The sequence below is a fragment of the Geomonas limicola genome (assembly GCF_014193675.1).
In the GTDB taxonomy this organism is placed as follows: Bacteria; Desulfobacterota; Desulfuromonadia; order Geobacterales; family Geobacteraceae; genus Geomonas; species Geomonas limicola.
The window spans coordinates 754,533-772,986 of the sequence record NZ_BLXZ01000001.1; the positions used below are offsets into that span (position 1 = coordinate 754,533).

At 61.4% G+C, this 18,454-nt stretch carries 19 protein-coding genes; 10 read left to right on the forward strand and 9 right to left on the reverse strand.

The window, feature by feature from the left end:
* Positions 1 to 90: 90 nt before the first annotated feature.
* Complete coding sequence (locus tag H7688_RS03110) at positions 91 to 1,569, forward strand: leucyl aminopeptidase (protein ID WP_183359555.1); 1,479 nt, start codon at positions 91 to 93, stop codon at positions 1,567 to 1,569.
* 199 nt (positions 1,570 to 1,768) lie between these two features.
* Here the strand turns inward: H7688_RS03110 and H7688_RS03115 are convergent, their stop codons facing one another.
* On the reverse strand, positions 1,769 to 2,458 hold the full coding sequence (locus H7688_RS03115) for a TVP38/TMEM64 family protein (RefSeq protein ID WP_246329692.1): 690 nt from the start codon (positions 2,456 to 2,458) through the stop codon (positions 1,769 to 1,771).
* A 186-nt stretch (positions 2,459 to 2,644) separates the two neighbouring features.
* Between H7688_RS03115 and H7688_RS03120 the strand changes: the two genes are divergently transcribed.
* The 3 genes from H7688_RS03120 (at position 2,645) to H7688_RS03130 (ending at position 5,286) form a co-directional block, all read left to right on the forward strand.
* Positions 2,645 to 3,382: an endonuclease/exonuclease/phosphatase family protein gene (locus tag H7688_RS03120; protein ID WP_183359556.1), complete on the forward strand. Its 738-nt coding sequence runs from the start codon at positions 2,645 to 2,647 to the stop codon at positions 3,380 to 3,382.
* Positions 3,379 to 4,905 (forward strand): phospholipase D-like domain-containing protein, encoded by a 1,527-nt coding sequence (locus H7688_RS03125; RefSeq protein ID WP_183359557.1) that lies wholly within the window; start codon positions 3,379 to 3,381, stop codon positions 4,903 to 4,905. Before H7688_RS03120 ends, H7688_RS03125 begins: the two co-directional genes overlap by 4 nt.
* A gap of 171 nt (positions 4,906 to 5,076) precedes the next feature.
* Positions 5,077 to 5,286, forward strand: coding sequence for a hypothetical protein (locus tag H7688_RS03130; protein WP_183359558.1), 210 nt, complete (start codon positions 5,077 to 5,079; stop codon positions 5,284 to 5,286).
* A 170-nt stretch (positions 5,287 to 5,456) separates the two neighbouring features.
* On the opposite strand, the gene H7688_RS03135 is transcribed toward H7688_RS03130, so the two are convergent.
* Entirely contained in the window at positions 5,457 to 6,236 is a 780-nt protein-coding gene (locus H7688_RS03135) for a DNA-formamidopyrimidine glycosylase family protein (RefSeq protein ID WP_183359559.1), read from the reverse strand.
* Between the two features lie 137 nt (positions 6,237 to 6,373).
* On the reverse strand, positions 6,374 to 6,547 hold the full coding sequence (locus H7688_RS03140; protein WP_183359560.1) for a hypothetical protein: 174 nt from the start codon (positions 6,545 to 6,547) through the stop codon (positions 6,374 to 6,376).
* A gap of 154 nt (positions 6,548 to 6,701) precedes the next feature.
* Between H7688_RS03140 and H7688_RS03145 the strand changes: the two genes are divergently transcribed.
* Positions 6,702 to 8,504, forward strand: coding sequence for a thiamine pyrophosphate-requiring protein (locus H7688_RS03145; RefSeq protein ID WP_183359561.1), 1,803 nt, complete (start codon positions 6,702 to 6,704; stop codon positions 8,502 to 8,504).
* Positions 8,505 to 8,759: 255 nt separating this feature from the next.
* Here the strand turns inward: H7688_RS03145 and H7688_RS03150 are convergent, their stop codons facing one another.
* Together H7688_RS03150 and H7688_RS03155 are read right to left on the reverse strand one after the other, a co-directional pair.
* Complete coding sequence (locus tag H7688_RS03150; RefSeq protein WP_183359562.1) at positions 8,760 to 9,209, reverse strand: DUF2383 domain-containing protein; 450 nt, start codon at positions 9,207 to 9,209, stop codon at positions 8,760 to 8,762.
* Positions 9,210 to 9,346: 137 nt separating this feature from the next.
* Positions 9,347 to 9,784, reverse strand: coding sequence for an FKBP-type peptidyl-prolyl cis-trans isomerase (locus tag H7688_RS03155; protein ID WP_183359563.1), 438 nt, complete (start codon positions 9,782 to 9,784; stop codon positions 9,347 to 9,349).
* A gap of 229 nt (positions 9,785 to 10,013) precedes the next feature.
* On the opposite strand from H7688_RS03155, the gene H7688_RS03160 reads away from it, so the two are divergent.
* The 4 genes from H7688_RS03160 to H7688_RS03175 all read left to right on the forward strand — a co-directional run bounded on the left by H7688_RS03160 (position 10,014) and on the right by H7688_RS03175 (position 12,379).
* Positions 10,014 to 10,457 carry a phage holin family protein gene (locus tag H7688_RS03160; RefSeq protein ID WP_183359564.1) on the forward strand — a complete coding sequence of 148 codons (444 nt, stop codon included), beginning with the start codon at positions 10,014 to 10,016 and terminating at the stop codon, positions 10,455 to 10,457.
* The gene (locus H7688_RS03165; RefSeq protein ID WP_183359565.1) at positions 10,379 to 10,960 is read left to right on the forward strand and encodes a DUF3618 domain-containing protein; all 582 of its coding nucleotides are present in this window, start codon (positions 10,379 to 10,381) and stop codon (positions 10,958 to 10,960) included. The genes H7688_RS03160 and H7688_RS03165 overlap by 79 nt, the downstream gene beginning before the upstream one ends.
* Before the next feature lie 58 nt (positions 10,961 to 11,018).
* On the forward strand, positions 11,019 to 11,297 hold the full coding sequence (locus H7688_RS03170) for a YtxH domain-containing protein (protein WP_183359566.1): 279 nt from the start codon (positions 11,019 to 11,021) through the stop codon (positions 11,295 to 11,297).
* A gap of 212 nt (positions 11,298 to 11,509) precedes the next feature.
* On the forward strand, positions 11,510 to 12,379 hold the full coding sequence (locus H7688_RS03175; RefSeq protein WP_183359567.1) for an HpcH/HpaI aldolase/citrate lyase family protein: 870 nt from the start codon (positions 11,510 to 11,512) through the stop codon (positions 12,377 to 12,379).
* Positions 12,380 to 12,469: 90 nt separating this feature from the next.
* Here H7688_RS03175 and H7688_RS03180 read toward each other — a convergent pair whose 3' ends face one another.
* From H7688_RS03180 to H7688_RS03195, 4 genes are all read right to left on the reverse strand, one after another.
* Positions 12,470 to 14,029, reverse strand: a complete 1,560-nt coding sequence (locus tag H7688_RS03180; RefSeq protein ID WP_183359568.1) for a hybrid sensor histidine kinase/response regulator — start codon at positions 14,027 to 14,029, stop codon at positions 12,470 to 12,472.
* Positions 14,030 to 14,031: 2 nt separating this feature from the next.
* On the reverse strand, positions 14,032 to 14,838 hold the full coding sequence (locus H7688_RS03185; RefSeq protein WP_183359569.1) for an alpha/beta fold hydrolase: 807 nt from the start codon (positions 14,836 to 14,838) through the stop codon (positions 14,032 to 14,034).
* 345 nt (positions 14,839 to 15,183) lie between these two features.
* Positions 15,184 to 15,648, reverse strand: a complete 465-nt coding sequence (locus H7688_RS03190; RefSeq protein ID WP_183359570.1) for a bacteriohemerythrin — start codon at positions 15,646 to 15,648, stop codon at positions 15,184 to 15,186.
* Positions 15,649 to 15,948: 300 nt separating this feature from the next.
* Entirely contained in the window at positions 15,949 to 17,616 is a 1,668-nt protein-coding gene (locus H7688_RS03195; protein WP_183359571.1) for a sigma-54-dependent transcriptional regulator, read from the reverse strand.
* Positions 17,617 to 18,045: 429 nt separating this feature from the next.
* On the opposite strand from H7688_RS03195, the gene H7688_RS03200 reads away from it, so the two are divergent.
* Entirely contained in the window at positions 18,046 to 18,297 is a 252-nt protein-coding gene (locus H7688_RS03200; RefSeq protein WP_183359572.1) for a hypothetical protein, read from the forward strand.
* Positions 18,298 to 18,454 lie beyond the last annotated feature (157 nt).

The following is an 18,454-nucleotide window of genomic DNA, read 5'->3' on the forward strand; positions in this document are numbered from 1 at the left end:
CATCCAGGACCGCAAATCGCGATGGACGGAACCGGCACTTGCCGTTATAGTAAGTCTAATGAACCACACCACCTCATCAGGGAGGCTCCCATGAACATAGCTGTCACTTCCGACAATCCCCTGCAACTCACCTGCTCGGCCCTGGTAGTCGGGATCTTCGAAGATGCCCAGACCGATCTCACCCGCGACTGCAACGCCGCACTGGACGGCTTGCTGGACCGGCTCGCTTCCGGTCGGGAGTTTACCGGCAAAGCCGGCAGTTCGCGTCTGCTGCACAGCTTAGGCCGGCTTCCCGCCGAGCGGATCGTGCTGGTCGGACTCGGCAAGCAGGCCGAGCTTACTGCAGAGAAGCTGCGCCAGGCAGCCGGGGTCGCGATGCAGGCGCTGAAAACCGCGCGGGTCGCCAGCTTCGCGAGCGCCCTCCCCTGGGCCGCAACCTTTCCGGAAGCGCTGGAAGCGATCGCCAGCGGCACCTACCTGGGGAGCTACAGCTTCGACGCCTACAAGACCAAGGACAAGGAAGAGCGTTTCGGCTTCGAGGCAGCTACCCTGTTGCTCCCGCCGGATTTCGACCAGGATGCGGCTGGCGAGGGGCTCCGGCGCAGCGAGATCCTCTGCGGCGGTGTGAAGCTCGCCCGGGACCTGGTTTCCCAACCGGGGAACGTGGTCAACACCGGCTATCTGGCCGACACCGCACGCGAACTTGCCGGGAGGCACGGCCTCTCCTTCCGGGTCTACGAACTGGACGAACTGACCCAGATGGGGCTCAACGCGCTCATCGCGGTCGGCAAAGGCTCCGTCGAACCGCCGCGCCTCATCGTGGTGGAATACCAGGGGGCACCGGAACCGGGGAACCCGGTAGTGCTGGTCGGCAAAGGGATCACCTTCGACTCGGGCGGCATCTCGCTGAAACCGGGTGCGGGGATGGAGGAGATGAAGACCGACATGGCCGGCAGCGCCGCCGTGCTCGGGACCCTGGAGGCGGTTGCAGGGCTCAAGCTCCCGGTGAACCTGGTCGGCATCATTCCGACCGCGGAGAACATGCCGGACGGCAAGTCGTTCCGCCCCGGCGACGTGCTCACCTCCTATTCCGGTCTCACCATCGAGATCACCAATACCGACGCCGAAGGACGTCTCATCCTCTGCGATGCCCTGCACTTCGCCCAGCAGTACCAGCCGGCGGCCCTCATCGACCTGGCTACCCTGACCGGCGCCTGCGTGGTAGCACTCGGCCACGAGGCGACCGGCCTGATCGCCAACGACGACCAGCTTGCCGAAGCCCTGAAGAGTGCCGCTGGCCGGACTGGCGAGAGGGTCTGGCAGCTCCCGGTCTTCGACGAGTACGGCGAAAACATGAAAAGCGACATCGCCGACCTGAAAAACGCCGGTAGCCGGGATGCCGGCGCCAGCAAGGCCGGCTGGTTCCTGAAGCAGTTCGTGGGGCAATCCCCCTGGGCCCACCTCGACATCGCCGGCACCGCCTGGAGCGACAAGGCCCGCTCTTACTGCCCCAAAGGCGCCACCGGCGTCGGGGTTCGACTCCTGGTCGACTACCTGCAGAACAGATAAGCGCCTCTTTCCCGAGCGCCACCTCCCCGCGCCCTGGGAGGTCATCCGGCGTCGCAGCCGATGCTACCCTGGTGGAGATCGTGGGTGAGTGAGTTGCGGGTTCATGAGCTGTTGCTTGCAGTTAATTACGATGCTTTGAAGCAGTACTTAAAGACTGGGCACATCGTTTCAAGCAGAGATCCGGCAGCTCCGGTCAAGGTCACCCCGGAGCTGCCGGATCTTTCTTTTTCATGAGGTGATGGCGTAGCACCGGCGCCAATGCCAGCAGGGCCATCAGCATCAGTCCCTCCAGTATCCGTGGCGTAGCCAGATCGCGCAGTTCCTTGACCTGACGCAACTGGGTCCCCAGGTAGGCGTAGATACAGGAACCCGGGAGTAACCCCAGCGACGTTGCCCAGATGAAGGTGCGCAGGCGGATGTTGCTGATGCCGGCGCAGTAGTTCACCACGAAAAAAGGGAGGACCGGCAGGATACGCAGGGTGAGCAGGTAGCTCCCGCCGCGTTCGGCGAGTTCCCGGTTGAGCCGGGCGAGCGGTTCCCGGTAGCGCCGCTGTACCCAGTCCCCCACCAGGTAGCGCCCCGCGAGAAAGGCGAGGACGGCCCCGGAGGTGGCGCCGAGGTTCACGTACAGGACGGTAGGGAGCGTCCCGAACAGCATCCCGCCGGTCAGGGTGAGTACCAGGGCACCCGGCAGGAAGAGCGCTGTCGCCAGGTAAAGCGCGACGAAACAGAGCACCGCCTCCAGGTAGTGCTCCTCGATGAAACCCAGGAGGAGTTCCCGGTGTTCCCGGAGCCTGGCCAGGCTCAAAACATCGTGCAAAAGCAAGGCGGCCAAGGTCGCGAAGACCAGCACCGCCAGTGCCACGAGTAGTCTCACCTTGTGCGTCATAATGAAGACCCTCGCCCGTTGGCCTTATCGATTTCTGTTTCCAACCGTTTGAAAGCTTACCCCCGCGCTGCAGCCGGCCTCGCGGCTGGTCCTTCCGTTTGACATCTGCCCCGGTTTATGTACCATCTCTAATAAACCTTGCAAGGGTGCCGTTTTAAATTTCTCCAACCACCAACCTCCGGCCGCATGACCACATCGATTTCCATCATGACCTACAACGTGCACAGCAGCATCGGCATGGACGGCAAGATATCCCCTTTGCGTATCGCCCGGGTCATTGAGCGCTGCGCACCGGACGTCGTCGCCCTGCAGGAGCTGGACAGCGGCCTGACCCGCACCGCCTTGGTGGACCAGGCGCACGTGATCGCCCACCAGTTGGAGATGGCCTACCACTTCCACCCTTCGTTCCGGGTCGAGGAGGGCGGCTACGGCAACGCGGTGCTGAGCCGGCTGCCGATGCGCCTGGTTAAGGCCGGCCCGCTCCCCTCGCACCCAAAGCGCAGCTTCGAGCGGCGTGGTGCGCTGTGGGTTGAGGTGGAACACCAGGGGAAGGCACTGCAGGTGCTCGCCACCCATTTCGGCCTGGACCGTCGGGAGCGCATTTGTCAGGCGGAGGCGCTCCTCGGGCCGGAGTGGCTGGGACACCCGGAATGTCGCGGCCCGGTTGCCCTCTGTGGAGATTTCAACGCCCTGCCCCGGTCAGCAGCCTACCGCTGCCTGATCCGACAGCTCAAGGACGCCCAGTGTTCCCTTAAGGGGTGCCGCCCCAGGGGAACCTTCCCGGTCCGGCTGCCGCTCATGCGTATCGACCACCTGTTCATCTCCCCCGAGCTCAAAGTCCGCGACATTGCGGTGCCGCGCACCGCCCTCACCCGTCTCGCCTCGGACCACCTGCCGCTATTGGTCACCCTGGAGCTGCCATGAGCGTACTGAAGCCGGGAGCAAACTGCCTGGGGATCTTCGAGGCGCAGGAGACCGGGCTGCTCATCGATGCCTGCGACTACTACCGGGCCTTCTATCACCAGGCCCGCAAGGCGCGTCGCTACATCCTGATGGCCGGCTGGCAGTTCGACTCGGAGGTGGAACTCTTGCGGGGGGCCGAGGCGGAACAGGCGGGGGGCGAGGTGCTGCTGCTGAACTTCCTCGACGAGCTCTGCACCAGGAACCCGGACCTCGAGATCTACATCCTCGCCTGGGACTTCAGCGCCTTCTTCGCCCTTGAGCGTGAGTGGTTCCAGGATGTGCTCTTCGACTGGACCACCAATGACCGGATGCACTTTCGCTTCGACAACCAGCACGCCGCAGGGGCCACGCACCACCAGAAGTTCGTGATCGTCGACGGGTGCCTTGCCTTCGTGGGGGGGATGGATATCTGCGCCTCGCGCTGGGACGAGCGCCGCCATCTCAACGAGAACCCGCTGCGGGTGGACGGCAACGGCAAGCCCTACGGCTCCTACCACGACATCCAGTCCTACCACACCGGTCCTGTCGTGCAGGAACTGCTCGCCCTGTTCCTCGAGCGTTGGAGTGAGTCGGGCGCAGAGCCGTTACGCCTCCCCGTTCTCGAGCCACAGCGGGTCCCCGAAATTGCCGGCGCGATCCCGCTCCCTACCCGCCGGGTGGCCGTGAGCCGCACCCAGGCCAGGTCCTCTGAAGTGCGGCCGAAGCAGGTCTTCGAGATCCGCCACCTCTTCGTGGACGCCATTCTCTCCGCGGAGCGTCTCATCTACCTGGAAAACCAGTACTTCAGCTCGCAGGCAATCTACTGGTCCCTGGTCTCCCGCATGGCGCTTCCGGACCGGGGACGGATCCAGATCGTGCTGATGCTTCCGGACCGGCTGCCGCTCACCGAACAGCTTTTCCTGGGACTTCCCCAGATGCAGATGCTCTCCTCACTCGAGCAGGTGGCGGCGAAGACCGGCCATGAGTTTGCCGTTTACTGCACCGCGTGTCTGGACGGCGGGCAGCGCAAGCTCACCTTCATCCACTCGAAGCTCCTGCTGGTAGACGACCGATTCCTGAGCGTAGGATCCGCCAATGCCACCAACCGCAGCATGGGGCTGGATACCGAGCTCAACGTAAGCTGGGAGGCGGCCCAGGACGAGCCGGAACTCACCCGGACCCTGCAGGCGGTACGCGCGTCGCTCTTGGCAGAGCACGCCGGCCTTTTCGGCCAGGGAGCCGAGGAGCGATTCGCGCCGGTGGAAAACCTGGTGCAGCGTCTGAACGAACTGGCCGACGATCCCCTCTCGCGCATCTGCCGCTACGTCGCCGATCCCACCCATGAAAACGTGGAACTCCTCAAGACCCTGGAGCCGATCGCCCGCGTGGTCGATCCGGAGCAACCGGTGGATGGCGAGTTCATCTTCGAAAGCCTCACCAGCTACGAGACCAGTTCCTTCGCCAAAGGTATCCGCCGCCTGAGCCAGATCCTGATCACGCTATAGCTCCGAAGGAAGCTCTCCCTCGACGGCCAGAAGCCCCGTCGACTCCTCACCATCAACCTTTTCGCCCCCTCTTCGTCCTGCCTTCCCGCCCGTGATCCTTCCCATAATTACCCACCAGCCGGTCCCAAGGCGCTCGTGCTATAATGGGCTGTCACCAAAGGAGGTAAGGCCATGGAATTAGACAAGGAGACGAAAGAGAGGTCCGAAGAGCCACGTTGCGACACCAAGATATGGAGTCCGGCCTGCGAGCGCCACGATTACCGGGCCCAGGGAGACAAGTACCTCTGCGTGAGTTGCGGCAAGATAGGTGAACTGACCCACGAGATCGGCCACGACCATTTCCCGCACCTTAAAGCAGAAGACGAGTCGAACCTGCACTGATGCCGGCCGCGGCAAGAAAAAAGGGAGAGCAGCCTGAGCTGCTCTCCCTTTTGTGTGTCGAGCTGGATTATCCCGCCGGGCTGTTGGTGGCCTGGACCGTCCCTACCGCCGAAAAGGGGACAGGCACCTGCGGAGCCAGTCCCCGGTCCCCGGTCCCCAGTCCCCCTCATCTACTCATACAGCACCTGTTCCTCGGTATAGTAGGTCTTCTTCTGCCCTACCATCTCGTTTTTGATAGGGGCTCCGGTCGGCGCCTGGCGTGCCTTGGGTTTGTGCACCGCGAGGTGCTCCCTGAACTCCCCCGCTATCATGCCGGCATGCTGACGGCGCAGGTATTCGGTCGCCTCGTTCAGCACGGTGGGAATCGCCCGGGCCAGTTGAGCGATGACCTGCTCGGGGAGCCGACCGGCCAGCGACTTGGGGGCCACCCTGGCCTGCCAGAGGATTTCGTCGGAGTAGGCGTTGCCGATTCCCGAGATCAGGCTCTGGTCGATCAGGCACTCCTTCACCGTCAGTTTCGGCTTGCTCAGCAGGATATCCCGCAAAGACTCCTCGGTCACCTGCAGTGCATCGAGTACCGACTTCCCCGATTTGGGATTGAGCGTCACCGTCGCCAGACCACGGGGATCGAAAAGAGCCAGCGCGTGCCCATCGTCGAAGGAGAGCGTGAGCACCGCATAGGCGACCTCTTCCCCCGGCGGGGTCCGCTGAAATCCTCCCGAGAGCATCAGGTGCACGAAGAGCCGGTCGCCACGGTCCAGGGAGAACAAGAGCCCTTTCGCCTCGCGGCGCACCCCCACGACCCGTTGCCCGATCAACGTCTCGCGCAACTGTGCTGGATCGACGTTGAGACGCGACCGGCGGTGGTAGCGAGCGTCGGTCACCTTCTTACCCCCCACGAGCTGCGTCAGCGATTCGGCAAATACCGTCAGATCAGGCAACTCCGGCATACTCCTCTCCTCCCACGCCTGCGTCCGTCTTATCCAATACCGTAAAGGCAACATCCGGTATCGAACTCTGGCTATTCGCATTTCCTGCTACCAAAAGGGGACAGGCACCTGCGGAGCCAGTCCCCAGTCCCTGCCTCTCATCCCCGGTCTCCCCTCATCCTCTGCTGCACCCGCCAGGTGTGGCCGGTCTGCTTTTCATGGTTGTGGCAGACCGCGTGGGCCGCCTCATTGCTGGACATCCAGTCGTGGAGTGCTCCGCAGCCGTCTTTGCATTCTGGCAGATACTCATAATCGGTGTAGTCCGCGTCCATGTTGGCCCCCTTTAGCTGAAAATTCCCTAACATCATTACCGGGGGCTCCCGCAATGTCAAGAAACGCCCCGGTTGCTCCCGAACCAGGTTGACATCGTGAGCACGGCTCTTACACTTCTGCGGATTAGCATTTTCACATCAAAAGGAGAGAGCCATGGCTACCAACACGAGTGACTTTCTGGTCCAGCGTCTCTATGACTGGGGCGTGCGCAGGGTATATGGCTATCCCGGTGACGGCATCAACGGTGTGATGGGGGCGCTCAACCGCAGCAAGGAACGCATCACCTTCATCCAGACCCGGCACGAGGAAGAAGCAGCGTTCATGGCCTGCGCCCACGCCAAGTTCACCGGTGAGGTCGGCATCTGCATCGCCACCTCCGGCCCGGGTGCCATCCACCTCTTGAACGGGCTCTACGATGCCAAGTTGGACCACCAGCCCGTGGTCGCCATTGTCGGGCAACAGGCATCCACCGCCCTGGGCACCGATTACCAGCAGGAGGTCGACCTGATCTCGCTGTTCAAGGATGTGGCCGCCCCGTACGTACACATGGCAACCTCGGCAAGCCAGATCCGTCACCTGGTGGATCGGGCCATCCGGATTGCGCTGGCGGAGCGGACCGTGACCTGCATCATCCTCCCCAACGACGTGCAGGAGATGGATGCGGTCGCTTCCCCCGAGCGCAAGCATGGCACCACCTACACCGGCCTGGGCTTCAGCCGCCCCGACGTGGTACCGGCCCGGGACGACCTGCGCCGGGCAGCCGAGGTGTTGAACGCCGGCAAAAAGGTGGCGATCCTGGTCGGAGCCGGAGCACTCGGCGCCGGCGAAGAGGTCGCCGAGGCAGCCGAGCGGTTGGGTGCCGGGGTTGCCAAGGCCTTACTCGGCAAGGCGGTGCTCCCCGACCACCTCCCGTTCGTCACCGGCAGCATAGGGCTTTTGGGAACCAAGCCGAGTTGGGAACTGATGATGAACTGCGACACCTTCCTGATGATCGGCAGTGGCTTTCCCTACGCCGAGTTCCTCCCCAAGGAGGGGGCGGCACGAGGTGTCCAGATCGACCTCAATCCGCGCATGCTCGGTCTGCGCTATCCCATGGAGGTCAACCTCCAAGGGGACGCGGCGCTCACCTTAAGGGCGCTCATTCCGCTTCTGGAGAAGAAGCCGGACCGGGAGTGGCGCGAGACCGTTGAAAAGGAGGTGCGCGAGTGGTGGCAGGTCATGGAGGCACGCGCCATGATTTCCGCGAAACCGATCAATCCGCAGCGTCTTTTCTGGGAGCTTTCGCCGCGCCTTCCCGAGAACTGCATCATCACCTGTGACTCCGGTTCCGCGGCAAACTGGTATGCCCGCGACCTCAAGATCCGCCCCGGCATGATGGCCTCCCTTTCCGGAACGCTCGCCACCATGTGCCCCGGTGTCCCCTACGCCGTGGCCGCCAAGTTCTGCCACCCGAACCGGGCGGTGCTGGCCCTGGTCGGTGACGGGGCCATGCAGATGCTCGGCAACGCGGGACTCATCACCATCTCCAAGTACTGGAAAACCTGGAGCAACCCGAACCTCGTCATCCTGGTGCTGAACAACCGCGACCTGAACCAGGTGACCTGGGAGCAGCGGGTGATGAACGGCGACCCGAAGTTCGACGCCTCACAGGACCTTCCCGCCTTCTCCTTTGCGGCCTACGCCGAGCAGCTGGGGCTGATGGGGATCGAGGTGAGCGATCCCAAGCAGATCGCAGGAGCCTGGGAGCGCGCCCTCAACGCAGACCGTCCCGCGGTCATCGATGCCCACTGCGACCCGGACGTGCCGCCCCTGCCGCCGCACATCACCTTCGAGCAGGCGAAAGGGTATCTCTCCTCGATCTTCAAGGGGGACCCGAACCTGGGTGGCATGGTGCGTCAGTCCGCACGCCAGATGATGTCTTCCTTCCTGACCCGCAACGAGAAAAACGAGAAATAGCAGACGGGTTAGCCACGAAGACACGGAGAAAGTCAACCCTGTTAAACTGGTACGGCCTCCTGCACTAACGCGGGAGGCCGTACCAGTTTTCAGTATCTTTCACTCGATTTTCTCTCGGAAATTTAGCCGTGGCCCCTGCTTCCAGGCTTCCTTTAGTTTGCCCTTCTCCGTGACTCCGTGACTCCGTGGCAGATACCAAAAAAAGGGGCGGATTCCGATTCCGCCCCAGCACCGACCGCCCAGCAGAGGTGATAGTTACCGTTTCTTCGCTGCCACCGTTTGTACCGCCTCGCGGATGTACGAGAGATGGCGCTGCTCGTCGGCCAGGTTGGCCTGGATGATCGAGGAAATGTCCGTCGGCCAGACCATCTTCACGGAATCCTGGTACTTGGTGGTGGTCAGCTTCTCGTTGGTCTCCATGGCCTCGAGGGCGCCTTTGGTGCCGGTCAGGCTGCGCAGGGCGGTGAAACCGGAGATGAAGAAGCCTTTGAAGTCCGAGGTCAGTTCAGGGGGGGTGCCGCCCATTTCCAGGACCTTCGCGGAGAGCAGGTCGATATGTCTGCGGTGGTCGCCCTGGAACTGGATCAGCTTGTCCTTGATCAGTTGATCGTCCACATTCTTGATCGCCTGATCATAGGCATGGGTGGCATCGACATCGAGTTGGATCAATTTCTCCAGTTGGCTCAGGATCTCATCACGGGTCATGTGCTACCTCCTTGGTTAGGTTTTGTTAATACTAGCATGGCGGTTGCTGATGGCAATCAGGCCAATAGATTTTAGGAAATCGGCACTTAGCTGTCATGACACTGAGCACTCGGCTCGTTCATCTACCTTTGGTCCTCTCATTCACCCAGTTCCAGATCGGCATCCTCTACTGAGATCATATCCACCTCGAAGGTGAGATCGGACCCCGCCGGCGGGCGTTCGCGTACCGAGCGCATCGGCGCTTCCGGTATCGTGAGGTAGACGTCGTCATCGCCGCCTTCGCCGGGTCCGAACTCGTAGCCGTAACCGCCTCCCGCGGCACCGGCAGGAAAACCTTCGTCGGTCGGCGCCTCGTCCACATCGAAGGTAAAGTCTTCGACCTCGGCCGCGGGGACACGGATGGTACGGGCATCCCCTGGCTTCATTCCCAGGACCCCCATTTCGAGGCTGGGGAGCGTGTTCCCCTGTCCGATGACGAACTCTAGCCGATCGCGGGAGGAGAAATCGTAGATGGTCCCGTCTTCAAGCTTGCAGATGAAACTAATGGTCACCCTCTTCCCCTCTTCCGCTTCCATAAGGACCTCCTTGGCAGCTCCCGATGATGGCAACGACAGAAAGGATAGTTGCTTTGATTTATGAGTCAAGGCTAATGCTAACTTCAACGGGTTCTTACCCGCCGTCCCACACATGAATGGTTCCGAAGCCCCTTCCGACCCGCAAACAATCCTTGCAAAGCCCCCGGATATTCCATAGCATTAATATGTACCAACAGTTAGGAACCCAACTAAGGGCAGGGAGGCCGACATGCCAGAGAGAGAACAAAAAACCATCGGAGCACTTTTCTCCGAGTTGACTCGGGAAGTGCGTACACTATTCCGGCAGGAACTCGAACTGTTCCTCACCGAGATGAAGGGAAAGGCGATAGATATTGCAAAGGACACGCTCGCTATCGGACTTGGTGCTGCGCTTCTTTATTATGGCAGCTTTGTCTTGATCGCAGCCATCGTGCTCGGCCTGGCAACCGTCATGCCCGCATGGGGCGCCGCGCTTCTGGTTGCGGCGGTATTCTTGGGAGCAGGAATCGTGCTCGTGCAGAGGGGGCGCAAGAACTTCGCGCAATTGGATAAAAAGCCTGAAGAGACGGTTGCCACACTGAAGGAGACGGTACAATGGGCGAAAACACTAAAGAACTCCAGTCGGCGGCGGACACGCTTCGCGAACAGATCCGACACACGGAAAGCGATATAGCAGAGACGGTGCAGGACTTGGAAGCAAGGCTCTCCCCGCGCGGGTTCGGCCGGCGTGGCCTGCACAAGGCAGGAGAGTTGTTCTGGCAGGGAACCGCACGATTGTTGACAGTCGCACAGCGTACCCCGGTCCAGGCGTCGCTGGTGGGAGGAAGCGCACTTTGGCTGGTGCTGCGCAGCCGCAAGCGGCACTCGACCTACGCAACGCCCCTCCAGAACCAGCATCCCGAACAGCATGCAAACCACAAGGCAGCAAAGATGGCAGGGGCCACCGGTGGCCTCTTGATGTTGCTGCGTAAGGCCAGGGAACGTGAGGTCAGGCCGCCAGTTTCCGGCCTGTTGCTGGCACTGACCGCGTCCAAGGCATTTCTCAGTGGCGCCCGTTCCTCAAAGAAAAGTGGTACCACGCAGCCAGGGCGCAAGATTGCGTGGCGAGCGCTCGCGACGGCGCTTGGCGCGGCTTTGGGGAGTTATTGGTACAGCCACAGGGGACAGCGGGCCTGACATTCGGGATAGCAAAGAGGAAGGTGCAGCTAACCAAGAGATTCAAAGGAGGTTTTCTATGAGACGACACGCAAGTACCACTGCCGAGCTGGTAAGTTTTTCCGCCGGGGCCATAGTGGGTGCAGGGTTGGCCCTTCTGTACGCGCCTAAGCCGGGGCACGAAGTAAGAAAGCGGGTCTCCAATGCCACCGACGAGGCTATCACTAAAATGAAAGATCTCACCACCGACGTGCAGCAGAAGGTTAACAGCAAGCTGCAGCGGGGGCGCCAGTATGCCGAGACAAAGGCCGCTGAGTTTACCGCGACGGCCGAGGAAACCACTGACCAGCTCCACTGAGCCGGCGCCGAAGTTAAAACCGTGATTTTCACCTTGAACAAGGGCTATCGACCGGTAGCCCTTGTTGCAGTCACCGTAACAACTCCCCTCGGGCACCTCGGGCCCAAAGTGGCTCACCGTAGCGTTTTCCTTCCTGGTAGTGCATATCTCAATCAAGTTGTGTATACTCCCGCCACCGCAGGCCGAAATCCCCCCAAAGTACAGGAGACGACATGAATGTGCGTCCACGCCGCTCCGTTTTATACCTCCCCGGCTCCAATCCCCGTGCCTTGGAGAAGGCCCGTACCCTCCCTGCCGATACACTCATCCTCGACCTTGAGGATGCTGTTTCACCCGTTTCCAAGGATGCAGCCCGCGCCCAGGTGGTGGAAGCACTTGCGCTGGGTGGTTTCGGGCAGCGCGAGGTGCTGGTCAGGGTGAACAGCCCGAGCACCTCCTGGGGTGCCGCCGATATTGCTGCCGTGGCACAGGCGCGGCCGGACGGCATCGTCATCCCCAAGGTGGAGTCCGCCGAGGAGGTGCACAGCGTTACCGCGGCACTGGACCAGGCGGGAGCACCTGCCGAACTACCCATCTGGGTCACCGCCGAGACACCGCGCGGCATCCTGCGCATCGAAGACATCGCCGGTGCCAGCCACCGCCTCGCCGGCATCATCATGGGGACCTCGGACCTTGCCAAAGACCTCAGGGTGCGCCACACCCCGGATCGCTCCGGATTCCTGACGGCCTTAAGCCTTTGCGTCATTGCCGCCCGCGCCCATGGTCTGGAGGTCCTGGACGGCGTACACCTTGACCTGGCAGACGATGCCGGGTTCGAGGCGGCCTGCAACCAGGGGCGTGACCTCGGCTTCGACGGCAAGACCCTGATCCATCCCAAGCAGATCGAGGTGGCGAACCGGGTCTTTGGGCCGAGCGAGGCGGAAATACAGGAAGCCCGCACCATCATCGAGGCCTGGGAAGCGGCACGGCAGGAAGGTAAAGGGATCACCGTGGTGAACGGCAGGCTCGTCGAGAACCTGCACGTCGAGATAGCCCATCGCACTCTCACGCTCGCTGCGGCCATCGAGGCACTGACACCCTAGCCGCTCGGGTACCGTAACAAAAAAGAGCACCTACCCCGCTGAGGAGTAGGTGCTCTTTTTGTTGCTGCAGGGACCACGGGAACCCCTGTGTCAGGTGCCCCGGGTACCGGTCATGATGCTCTCGATCTTTGCCGCCAGATCCCTTCTGGAGAACGGCTTCTGCAAAAACTCGACGTCGGGCTCCAGCACCCCATGCTGGGCGATGACATTGGCGGTATATCCGGAGATGAACAGCTGCTTCAGATTGGGATAGAGCCCGGCGAGAGTCCGCGCCAGTTCCCGGCCGTTCACCTCGGGAAGGACCACGTCGGTGATCAGGAGATCGATCGCGTCGGCATGCTCCTTGGCCATCTCGAGCGCCTTACTGGGCGCATCCGCCGTCAGCACGCGGTACCCGAGCCCCTCAAGGATCTGGCTGGTGACCATCAGTACCGCTAACTCGTCCTCAACCAGCAAAATGGTCCCTCTGCCCGAAGGTACGCTGGTGACCTTCGGATCCTGAGCGGTTTCGATCAACTCCGGAGCGTGGGCCGGCAAGAAGATCGTGAAGATCGTCCCTTTGCCGAGCTCGCTCTGCACGCTGATGAAGCCGTTATTTTGCTTTACCATCCCGTACACGGTCGACAAGCCGAGCCCGGTCCCCTTGTTGGCATCCTTGGTGGTGAAGAAGGGCTCGAAAATATGGGATAGCGTCTCGGCGTCCATGCCGCAGCCGTCGTCCCCGACCGCCACCGCGGTATAGCGCCCCGGCAGGAATCCGACGTGGTTGGCGCAAAAGGTCTCATCGAACTCTGCCATTTCACTCCGGATGGTGATCGCCCCGTTGCCGTCGATGGCGTCGCGGGCGTTCACGCAGAGGTTCATCAGGACCTGGTCCACCTGCGAGGGGTCCATGAGCACCAGCGAGAGATCCGACCCGGATTGCCAGGTCAGGTTGACGTCCTCGCCCACCAGTCGGTTCAACATCGGCAGCATGGTGGCTATGCAGTGGTTCAGGTCCAAAAGTTTCGGGGCGACGACCTGTTTTCTGGCGAAGGCGAGCAACTGCCGGGTCAGGTCGGCGGAGCGCTGGGCGGCCATCATGATCGGGATCAATTCGTTGTGGATCAGGCTGTCGGGGGGGAGTTTCGCGGCGAGGATCTCGACATGCCCGATGATCACCACCAGCATGTTGTTGAAGTCGTGGGCGACACTCCCGGCCAGGCGACCGATCGCTTCCAGTTTCTGGGCCTGGATCAACTGGGCCTGAAGCCGCTCGCGCTCGGCCTCGGCCTCCTTGCGCGAGGTGATGTCCTTCAAGCTCAAAACGATCATCGGCTGGCTGTTCTGGTTGTCGATGTTCTTTGCCGAGACGTCCAGGTAGCGCACCCCTTCGTCGCGATGCCTGAAGCTCACCTCGAATCGGGTTACCGAACCGCTTACCGCCAGGACCTCCTTCAGGTTCTTGCCGGCAGTCGCCTGGTCCGCCTCGTCGAGCAAGTTGAGGAAACTGTTAAAGACCACGTCGACGTAGTCATAACGAAACTGGTCGAAAAAGGACTGGTTGGCGTACCGAATCACGAGCGTGGAATCCAGGAAGACCAGGGGATCGGCAAAACTCTCGATGATCTCGTAGAAACGGTGGTGGTCGTTGAGAAAGGGCGCTGCCATGGTCAGGACCCGGTTTCCAGGAAAGCGCGGATCGCCTGGTTCACCTGTTCCGGCGCGCTCAACTGGGGAAGATGGCCCTCGGCGTCCAGCAGAACCAGCCGAGAATCGGGGAGCTTGTCGTGCAGGTAGCGCCCGACTTGCTCCGGAACGGCAAGATCGTTGTGAGCCTGGAGGATCAAAACAGGGAGCCCGACGTTTTCCAGGTGGGCACGATAGTCGAGTTCAAAGATGGCACGGGCCACCAATTGGGCAACATCCGGCCGCATCGAGGAGAGCTTCCCGGCAAAGAATTCACCCAGCGAAGGGCAGCCGGGGTTGGCACTGACGGCCTTCCCGAAGCCGTTGGCCCACTTGAAGTAGTCTGCGGCCATGGAGGAGTAGAGACGGTTCAGTTCGTCACGGCTAAAGCCCCCCAGGTAGTTGTCGGTATTGAGGTAGCAGGGGGACCCGGCAACGAAGATCATCCGCTCGAACAGTTCGGGCCGGGCCAGGTAGACGGCAACCCCCAGCATGGAGCTGACCGAGTGGCCAACGAATACCGTCCGCTGCAGGTTGAGGGCATCGTAGATGGCGAGGATGTTGTCACGATGGAAATCTAAGGAAGAGAAGTTGGCAAGATCGTTGTCTGCGGCATCGTTCGCGGCACAACCGATGTGGTCGAACAGCACGATCCGGCAGGTCTGCCTGAAGGCAGAGACCTGGTGCTCCCAGACGTGCTGGCTGGCGCCAAAGCCGTGCGCCAGCACCAGGGTCGTGTCGCCGGAACCGATAACCCGTACATTGAATCTGCCGATAGTAGCTTGGCTCATGGAATGGACCTCCCACCCGGAAAGGTCATCTTGCTGAGGTTGGCCACAGTTTAAGACGACGCGGGTCCTCCTATTTTAGAATCAACGCAAGGTTATGCAAGGAGATACCTCTCAAAAACAGTCCAAAAAGTGCTGATGAGTGGTTAAAAATCGATTTATGCCAGTGGGAAGCAACTTCCACCCAGTGCAGTTAGAGTAACTACATGATCAAAAGCGAATTTTCGGTTACCGTTGTAGGAATATTACATTGCAGTGATGACACTATGACTGACAACAAAGTACATCACAGTCCCAAAGCCTCTTCCTTCCACGCGGTTTAGGTGAGGAGGGGAGACCCGGGAGGCGTCAGGCCACCACCCGTTCCTTTTCCTGATTGCACCGTGCCTGCTGCACCATCGTCTGGTCCTCATGGTAGATGTGCTCGACCATCCACCGGTAGGTGAGTTTGAGCGTTTGGCTGACCACCGCCAGCGACGCCCCCTCGTGCAGAAACTGCCGATCCAAGGTCTCGAGGCTGGCAAGCAACTGGTCGTGCTGCCGTTTGTGCGCCTGGTACCCCGGGCAGTTATTCAGACGCTGGAACGTCTCTTCGTCCTCGAAGTGGCTCCGCACGTAGCCGCGCAGAAAACCGAGCAGCGGTGCCAGTTGCTCTTTCTCGGTCCCCTCAGTGCAGCACAGCAAGAGCTGGTTGATCTTCTCCAGCAACTCCCGATGCTGGCGGTCGATGGCCACGTCACCCGTTTCCAGGGACGTTCTCCATTTCGGATTGTGCGACTGCAAACTCACCATAGCGGAACATTTCGTGAACATGGGTCATCCTCCTTCGCCTGGGTGCCTGGTGTCGAGGGGGAGCTCCCGTTGTGCGGTCATCCCCCTGGTTGGATCCTGGGCAAGCAGTATCAAGTTCCGTACCGGCGGGCCTGAGGGGGGTGCAGATGGCGGGAATGCGGTGCGCGGGCGAGACGAAAAAAGGCGTATAAATGAGGAGTTGAGGAGGGAAAGGACGTTACGGGGCAGGCGGTGCCGGGGCCAGTGTTCCCCCTGTCCCAGCGGTTAGCGGGTGTGGCGTGCCACGGTTTTGTGTGCCGCAGCTGGGGCGCGTGCCACAGGTCAGTTGAGCCCAAGCTCGTGCAATTTTCGGTACAGTGTCTTGCGGTCCATCTTCAGCATCCGGGCCGCCTTGGCCTTGTTGCCAGCGGTCGCCTCGAGTGCAGTGCGGATCCGATCTTCCGGGGAAGTTTCCGGCTCCTGGCGGTACTTGGCAAGATCTCCAGGAAGGTGTTCCGGGAGAACGGTATTTCCGGCGCACATCACCAGGGCATGCTCCAGGGCGTGCTCGAGTTCGCGCACGTTGCCGGGCCAGCTGTAGTCCCGGAAGATCCGCAGCACCTCGTCCGAAACGCCGGTCACGCTGGTGGAGAGCCGCCCGTTCAGGGAGTGGATGAAATAGTCGACCAGTTGCAGCACGTCTTCGCTCCGCTCCCGAAGCGGCGGCACCACCAATTCCACCACCTTGAGGCGATAGTAGAGATCCTGGCGGAAGCGCCGCTCCTGAACCTCACGGGCCAGGTCCTTGTTGGTGGCGGTGATCACCCGCACCTTCACCCGGATCGGAGTGTCCCCGCCCACCCGCTCGAATTCCTGCTCCTGCAGGACACGCAAAAGCTTCACCTGCATGGCAGCCGAAATTTCCCCGATCTCGTCCAGAAAGAGGGTCCCGCCGTCGGCCTTCTCGAAAAGTCCCGCCTTGTCACGGACCGCTCCGGTGAAGGAACCCCGCACGTGTCCGAAGAGCTCGCTTTCCAAAAGGTTCTCCGAAAGTGCCGCACAGTTCACCTTGACGAGGGGACGTCGCTCCCCCTTGCCGCAGTCGTGCAAGGCCTGGGCAACCAGTTCTTTCCCGGTGCCGTTCTCGCCCATGATGAGCACCGTCGAAGGGAGTTCGGCCAGGCGCTCGATCATCCGGTAGATGTGCTGCATCGCCGCACTCTTTCCGATGAGGCCCGCAAACGAGGGAAGCGGCGGCTGGCGTTTCTCCAGTCGAAACAGCGAGGTTTCGTCCCGCACCACCAGGACAGCCCCGCGCACCTGCTGGTTGGCAAGCTTCAGGGGAGCGGCCGATACGCTGATATAGCGTTCATCCTCGTTTCGGCCCCCGTCGCACTTCAGGTAGCGGCCTTCAGCGGCCTTTTTGGTGAAGATCGCGGTTTCCAGGGCGCCCCGGCAGACCTTGCCGCAAGGAAGCTCGCCAAAGACGCTCCCCTGCGCCGCGCCGGACAACCCGCAGAGCGAGGCAGCGGCCGCATTGTAGTTGACGATGGCGAGGTTCTCGTCGAAGGAGATGATGGCATCCTGCACGCTGCTGAAGATCGCCTCCAGGTCGCTTTGGTAGCGCTCCACCTCCCGGGTGACCCTGTGGTACTCGAGGGCCTTGCGCACCACGTGGATGATCCCTTCGCGCAGTACCGGCTTCGAGATATAGTCGAACGCCCCCAGCCGCAGCGCCTCCGAGGCACTCTCGATCATCGGAGAACCGGTGATCATGACGACCGGGCAGGCATTGGGACGGCATCGGACCTGGCGCAGGATATCGATGCCGGTACCGTCACGGAGGAAGATGTCGGAAATGACCAGGTCGTACTCGAAGGCTTCGAGCAGCTTGAGCGCGGTGGGGACATCCCCAGCCGGTGTCACGAAACACCCTTCATCCTGGAGGAATCTGGCCAGACAGGAACGGATTTCGGGTTCATCGTCTACCAGGAGTATCTCGGGTGTCATGGCACCTCCCCCACCGCAGGGTCCGAAGACTCGGCAGGTTCCCTTCGAGTTGCAGCGGCAGGTACGTCAAAGTGGGATCTCATCCAGAAATAATGGGCCTGGGACTCATATCGGCAGTATCTGGTTGAGACTTGACTTCCTTTGGCGACTCGGGCCCAGGTTCCGGTGTGGCGTGCCCCACAGCTGTCCTTCAAATACTGCGGCGTGCCACACCCAACTGTCCCGACAGGCGGCTTTGACAGCTCCAGGGTCAACCTCCCGGCGCTTACAAACCTTTCAATTTCTTTCAAGAAAACGACCACGGCTGTTTTTAAAGGTGGCGCCGCACCATATTGGACTGCATTTTGTACTGCTATCGGCAACACGCGGCGCTTGTCGCGGTACCGGCAGAAACATCCCCCGCAGCAAAAAGCACCAGGGAGGTACACCATGGTACGCCACTTCGAATCGTTGGAAGACATGCCGGGCCCCTTCTCCAGGGCCGCCTTTCGAGCCGTGCAGGAAGCACGGGAGCTGCACAGTCTGGCCAAGAGGATGCACGAAGCAGCAACCTCGCTTACCTCGGGGCTGGCGCCCCTGTCGAACGCGGCTGCACAGCTCGCCTCCCGCCGCAGACCGGTCAGCACCCGGATGCCGACCGCGGTTTTAACACCCCTGCCCCGTCCCCTGTCCCGCGGGTGACCCACCACGGCGGGCAGCACCACAGGGTGAGCTCAAACGAAAAAGGGCCAGCCTCTCGGCCAACCCTTAAACGTGCGAATACCAGGATGTAGGTGCTGCGTAAGATTCCTCACCAGGAAGTACCGCAGGAGCCTCCCACGGTGCTCCTTTGGGCTGT